Genomic DNA, 5,582 nt, shown 5'->3' on the forward strand with positions numbered 1-5,582 from the left:
ACATGACAATTCAGACACAATTCATATAGACCCCACAGATCATTTAAAATGATCTGTGGGGTTAATTTTATAGATTAAAAGTAAAATGCTTTTCCATATATTTCCAAAAATGAAGAATTAAGGTATAATTTTATTATTAAATTCTGATATAAGGGGATGTTTATATGGAGTTTTTGAAAAAAGTACCACTTATTTTATTCATAGTGTTTTTAATTTTTGCATGCTATAATTATACTCTAGAGAATAAGAGAGTCTATGAAGTTTATTCTGTATCAGAGGAAGTCGAGCAGGGGAGTGATATTTTACCAAACAGGTTATTACCAGAAGTTATTGAACAAGAGGATGGGCTTGCAATGGATTGGAAGCCTATTAAAAGGAAAAATAGTTTCAACGAAGAGCTACAATACTATACACCAGAGAATGTGGTGATAGAAGAGGAGGCGATTCGTCTAGTTGCAAAGCGAGAAGCGTTGGAAGATAGAGCCTATACGTCCGCTTTAGTGAAGAGTAGAGAGGCCTATCTCTATGGGTATTTTGAGTTTGTGGTGACACCTCCCAAGGGGACAGGACTATTTCCAGCTATTTGGTTATTACCGCTAGAAGATAAGAGTCTTCCAGAAATCGATATCTTTGAAATGATAGGAAGTGAGCCTTATGAGTTTAGTGGAGTCATTCATTTTGAAGAGGGGGGCAAGCAAAAAAGGGATTTTTTTACCTATACGGTTCCGCCCAAAGAGAAGTATAAGGTGGCATTGAAGTGGACACCAGAGAAATTGAGTTGGTACATAGATGACCAGGTTGTTTTTGAGACTTCCCTTGGGGTGCCCCAAGAACATATGTATATTTTGATGAACTTAGCTGTGGGCGGGAAGTGGCCGGGACCTCCAAATGAGGAGACGATCTTCCCAAGTACCTTTTGTATTGAAGGGATTAACTTAGAGCCTCAGCATAGCAAACTAAGGGAGTAGCATACAGGGGTATCGGGCGTAAGGGAGAGCAAAAGTAAGTAAATAAGCGAGGTGTGAGTTTGGAAAGTGTATTAAGAAAGGAAGAAAAGTATTTAATCAACCTAGTGGATTGTAGACGGTATGAGGATACTTTAGAAAAATTAATGTTGCAAGATAAGCATAATGAGGGGGGAAGGTATACGGTTCGAAGTTTATATTTTGACAGTCTGAATGACCGAGATTTTGTAGAGAAACAACAGGGCCTATCTGTCAGAAAGAAGATCCGTCTACGTATTTATGACCCAAATAGTTTGTATGCGAGCTTGGAGATGAAACAAAAGCAGGGAGAACAGCAAATGAAGCGGTTCTTAAGGATAGCCCGTGAGGATGCAATCTTAATGACTCAAGGGATTTATACACCACTTCTAAAGTATGACCATCCTTTTGCAAGAGAGTGCTATAGTTTGATGAATATAGAGTTTTATAGACCCAAAACGATTGTTGAATATAAAAGAAAAGCTTTTGTGGCGAAGGAAAATAGAATTCGGATTACTTTGGATAGTGACATTCGAGCAACTGAGAGTTGTATGGATCTGTTTGCTGAGCATCTGTCACTGTATCCTGTACTGGATCAAGCGCATATCGTCATGGAGATTAAATATAATGGGTTTTTACTCAATTATATTAAAGACTTGGTGAAGGATGTCAATAGGAGTAGTTTGTCTGTAAGTAAATATTGTCTAGGAAGAAATATAAGTTTTAATTAAATAGATGGAGGCAGTAGAATGAGAGAATATTTGAGTAATGTATTGGAAGGTGGACAAGTATTATCGATAGAAGAAGTGCTAGGAAATATACTCATAGCAACGGTGATAGGACTTGTTATTTATTTATCTTATTGGATTACCCATGTGGGAAGTGTGTATAGCAAGAAGTTTAATGTGTCACTGGTCATGCTTACTTTGCTGACTGCAACAGTTATGATTATTATAGAGAGTAATGTGGCTTTATCATTAGGGATGGTAGGTGCCTTATCTATTGTGCGTTATAGAACGGCTATTAAAGATTCAAGGGATACTGCCTATATTTTTTGGGCTATTATTGTAGGGATTTGTTGTGGAACAGGTGGATATATCATTGCGGCTATAGGTACAGGGGCTGTATTTATATTGCTCCTTTTACTTGGGCGTGTCAAAAATGACAACCGTATGCTCCTTGTCATTCGAGGGACAAGAGAAAAGAGTATGGAAATAGAAGCAATTGTATTTAAAGTTTTTGAGAACAAGGCGAAGCTGAGAGTCAAGAATTCAACAGAAAGCTCTATTGAGTTTATTTATGAGATTTCTAAGCAAAGTTATGATAAGTCCCATAAGCATACTCCTGATTTACTAGGTCATGTGTATGCACTGGGTGGTATTGAGTATGTCAATATTGTGGTACAGAATGATGAGATCGTATAGGAGCCTAGTTATAGGTGCTATTATAGGGATGGCGAGTCTATCTGTGTGGGCCTATACTTGGACAGAGTCTAGCAGTGTGCGTATACATCAGCACTTACAACCAGGCAAAGTGGAAGGGTGTACCCATGATGAGACTGTCTTTTGTACCCACTTGCCAATTGTCAGTATCAAGACCAATGGGCAAAAGCTAGAGACACAAAAGGTAGGAGATGACAAGCGAGCTTATCGCGTGTCTAATGAAATTATAGGAGAGATAAGTGTCATAGACAACCCGTCTACTTATAATCATCTTGAGGATGAAAGGGCTGTACATACAAGGACTAAACTCAAGTATAGAGGCAATAGTTCTATAAAATTTGATAAGAAGTCTTACAAGTTAAACTGGATTCATGAGGATTTATCCGAGAATAGGGATGAAGACTTTCTAGGGATGGGTAGGCATGATGAATGGGTATTGAATGGGCCTTTTTTAGATAAAACATTGATAAGAAACTACATGTGTATGAATATTGCTGGTGAAATCATGGAAAGTACACCTGATGTACGTTTTTGTGAGGTGTTTGTAGATGAGATGTATCAAGGGGTTTATGTAGCCATGGAAAATGTGGCAAAGGATATAGACCGTGTGGATTTGACAACATATAAAAAGGGTGACCCTTTTACGAGCTATATTGTCCGCGCAGATAGACAAAGGGGGCTGCCAGAAGAACTCAATAACTTTACACACTATGCCAATAGAATGGAAAGGGATACGGCACTTGAAGTGATTTACCCTCGTGAGGTAGTCGATATGCCAGAGCTAAAAACATTTATAGAGCGAGATCTTTCTAAATTTGAAAAAGCCTTATATTCCTATGATTATGATGATAAGGCCTATGGTTATCGACAGTATATTGATGTGGAGAGTTTTGTGGATTACTTCATTATTAATGAGTTTTTTAAAAACTATGATGCAGGTGTTTTTTCTACTTATTTGTATAAGGATATAAGAGGCAAATTACATATAGGCCCTGTTTGGGACTTTAATAATGCAGCGGATAACTTCATAGAGGTTGCATTAGATGAAAAGGGCATACAGATGGTCCAAAGAAATTGGTATTTGATGCTGATGAAAGATGAGGACTTTGTAGAAGCTGTCATTAGACGCTATGACAAGTTGCGTGAAGGTTGGCTCAACGAAGAAGTACTTTTAAACTATATAGATGAGACAGTAGGCTTCTTAGGAGAAGCGACTGAGCGAAACAACGTTGTGTGGGGCTATAGTTTTGACCCTACAAAGGTGAGTAGTGCCAGTCGCTTAAAGCCTATAGAAAGAAATCTAACAAGTTATGAGATGAGCATCTCACAGCTTAAGAACTTTATTATCCAGAGAGGGAGATGGCTGGATCAGCATATACATACGTTGAGGCAATATGCACATGAATCTAGAGTGAAGCAATTTAATCACTAGATAGAGGAGGCAAAGAGTGAAAAAATTTATAATGATGGGTTTAGCTTGTATCATACTCTATCTTATAGGAGACTATCTATACTATGATACAAACTTATATTCTTTTAGAACAGAACAAGAAGTGACCAGTCAGACCAAGACCATTGGCAAAACTATTTATTTAGAGCAAGAGGGACAATTTGAACCTTTTGAAATCAAAGGCGTCAATATGGGTGTCGGTATACCTGGACACTATGCCACTGAGTATGCCATCAGTAAAGAGACGTATATGAGGTGGTTTAAGTACATACAAGAGATGGGTGCAAATACTATTCGTGTCTATACTATTTTGGCAGATGCGTTTTATGAAGCAGTTTATGAATATAACAAAGAGAATGAACAACCTCTGTATATTCTTCATGGGTTGTGGGTCAATGACTATGTGCAAAATTCTCATAAAGATGCCTATGATAAGGACTTTTTAGATGTTTTTATAGAAGATGGCAAGGATTTGATTGACGTCATACATGGTCGGAAGAAGCTGGCACTAGGAAGTGGACGAGAAAATGAACGCTATAAAAGAGACATTTCTCCTTGGGTAATAGGCTATATTTTAGGTGTAGAGTGGGAAGATGTGACAGTAGTCTATACAGACCATATGCAAGTAGAGAACAATCACTATGTCGGTGACTATATGTATACGACAGAGGATGCTACCCCTTTTGAGGCCATGCTTGCCCAGGTAGGTGATACAATGATTGCATATGAAACCAAGCGATATGGTACACAACGCTTGATGGCTTTTTCCAACTGGCCGACAACAGATCCTCTAGAGTATGGAGAAGAGGTACTCAAGCGCTTTGATAAAATAGCGAAGGTAGATGTGGAACATATTCAAATGACAGAGGCCTTTCGAGGGGGAACTTTTGCTTCCTATCATATCTATCCTTACTTTCCAGATTATCTAAAATATGAGAAAGATACGACGCTTTATAAAGATCAAACAGGTCAAATGAATACGTATCAAGCGTATTTGAAAAAGATTAATGACCATCATACCATGCCTGTGATTATCAGTGAATTTGGTATACCAACCTCTCGCGGAATGGCATCAAAAGATATCAATACTGGGCGTAATCAGGGCAACATGTCAGAAGATGACCAAGCAGAGGCATTGGTGACATGCTATGAGGATATTAAGGCAGCAGGGTGTGCAGGGTCTGTCGTATTTAGCTGGCAAGATGAATGGTTTAAGCGTACATGGAACACTATGCATGGAGTAAATCTGCAACATACTGCGTATTGGAGTGACTATCAAACCAATGAACAGTATTTCGGCCTGCTCTCTTTTGACCCGGGCAAGGAGCAAAGTATTTGTTATGTAGATGGAGACATCGCAGAGTGGAGCGTAGCAGATAGGGTCTTTGAAACGGAGGACCTGGCACTTTCTATGAAGTATGACGAGAAATTTATCTATTTGCTTGCCTATAAAAAAGGCTTTAAGGAAGATGAAAGGTTGTACATCCCAATAGATACGACACCTCAATCAGGGAGTCGATATGAGGAGAGAAGCGGATTGAAGTTTGACCGTGCAGCGGACTTTGTACTTGAAATCGATGGCAGAGCGAACAGTCGTGTATGGGTACAGGAGCGATACGAAGTTTTAAGAGCGATGTATGCCGAGGAAACGGAAGGGATCAATGCTTATGAGACACCCCCAGCGCCAGATAGTAGCGTGTTTAAACC

General features: G+C 38.9%; 5 protein-coding genes. All 5 read left to right on the forward strand.

Annotated elements, in window-relative coordinates; genetic code table 11:
• Positions 1-164: 164 nt before the first annotated feature.
• On the forward strand, positions 165-968 hold the full coding sequence (locus tag RRY75_RS10320) for a glycoside hydrolase family 16 protein (RefSeq protein WP_332716617.1): 804 nt from the start codon (positions 165-167) through the stop codon (positions 966-968).
• A 59-nt stretch (positions 969-1,027) separates the two neighbouring features.
• Positions 1,028-1,714 carry a polyphosphate polymerase domain-containing protein gene (locus RRY75_RS10325; RefSeq protein ID WP_332716620.1) on the forward strand — a complete coding sequence of 229 codons (687 nt, stop codon included), beginning with the start codon at positions 1,028-1,030 and terminating at the stop codon, positions 1,712-1,714.
• 18 nt (positions 1,715-1,732) lie between these two features.
• The gene (locus tag RRY75_RS10330) at positions 1,733-2,407 is read left to right on the forward strand and encodes a DUF4956 domain-containing protein (protein ID WP_332716623.1); all 675 of its coding nucleotides are present in this window, start codon (positions 1,733-1,735) and stop codon (positions 2,405-2,407) included.
• Complete coding sequence (locus RRY75_RS10335; protein WP_332716626.1) at positions 2,391-3,857, forward strand: CotH kinase family protein; 1,467 nt, start codon at positions 2,391-2,393, stop codon at positions 3,855-3,857. Before RRY75_RS10330 ends, RRY75_RS10335 begins: the two co-directional genes overlap by 17 nt.
• A 16-nt stretch (positions 3,858-3,873) precedes the next feature.
• The coding region (locus RRY75_RS10340; RefSeq protein WP_332716629.1) for a hypothetical protein at positions 3,874-5,582 on the forward strand (1,709 nt) is incomplete at its 3' end.

Source organism: Niameybacter sp., from assembly GCF_036655075.1.
Lineage (GTDB): Bacteria > Bacillota > Clostridia > Lachnospirales > Cellulosilyticaceae > Holtiella.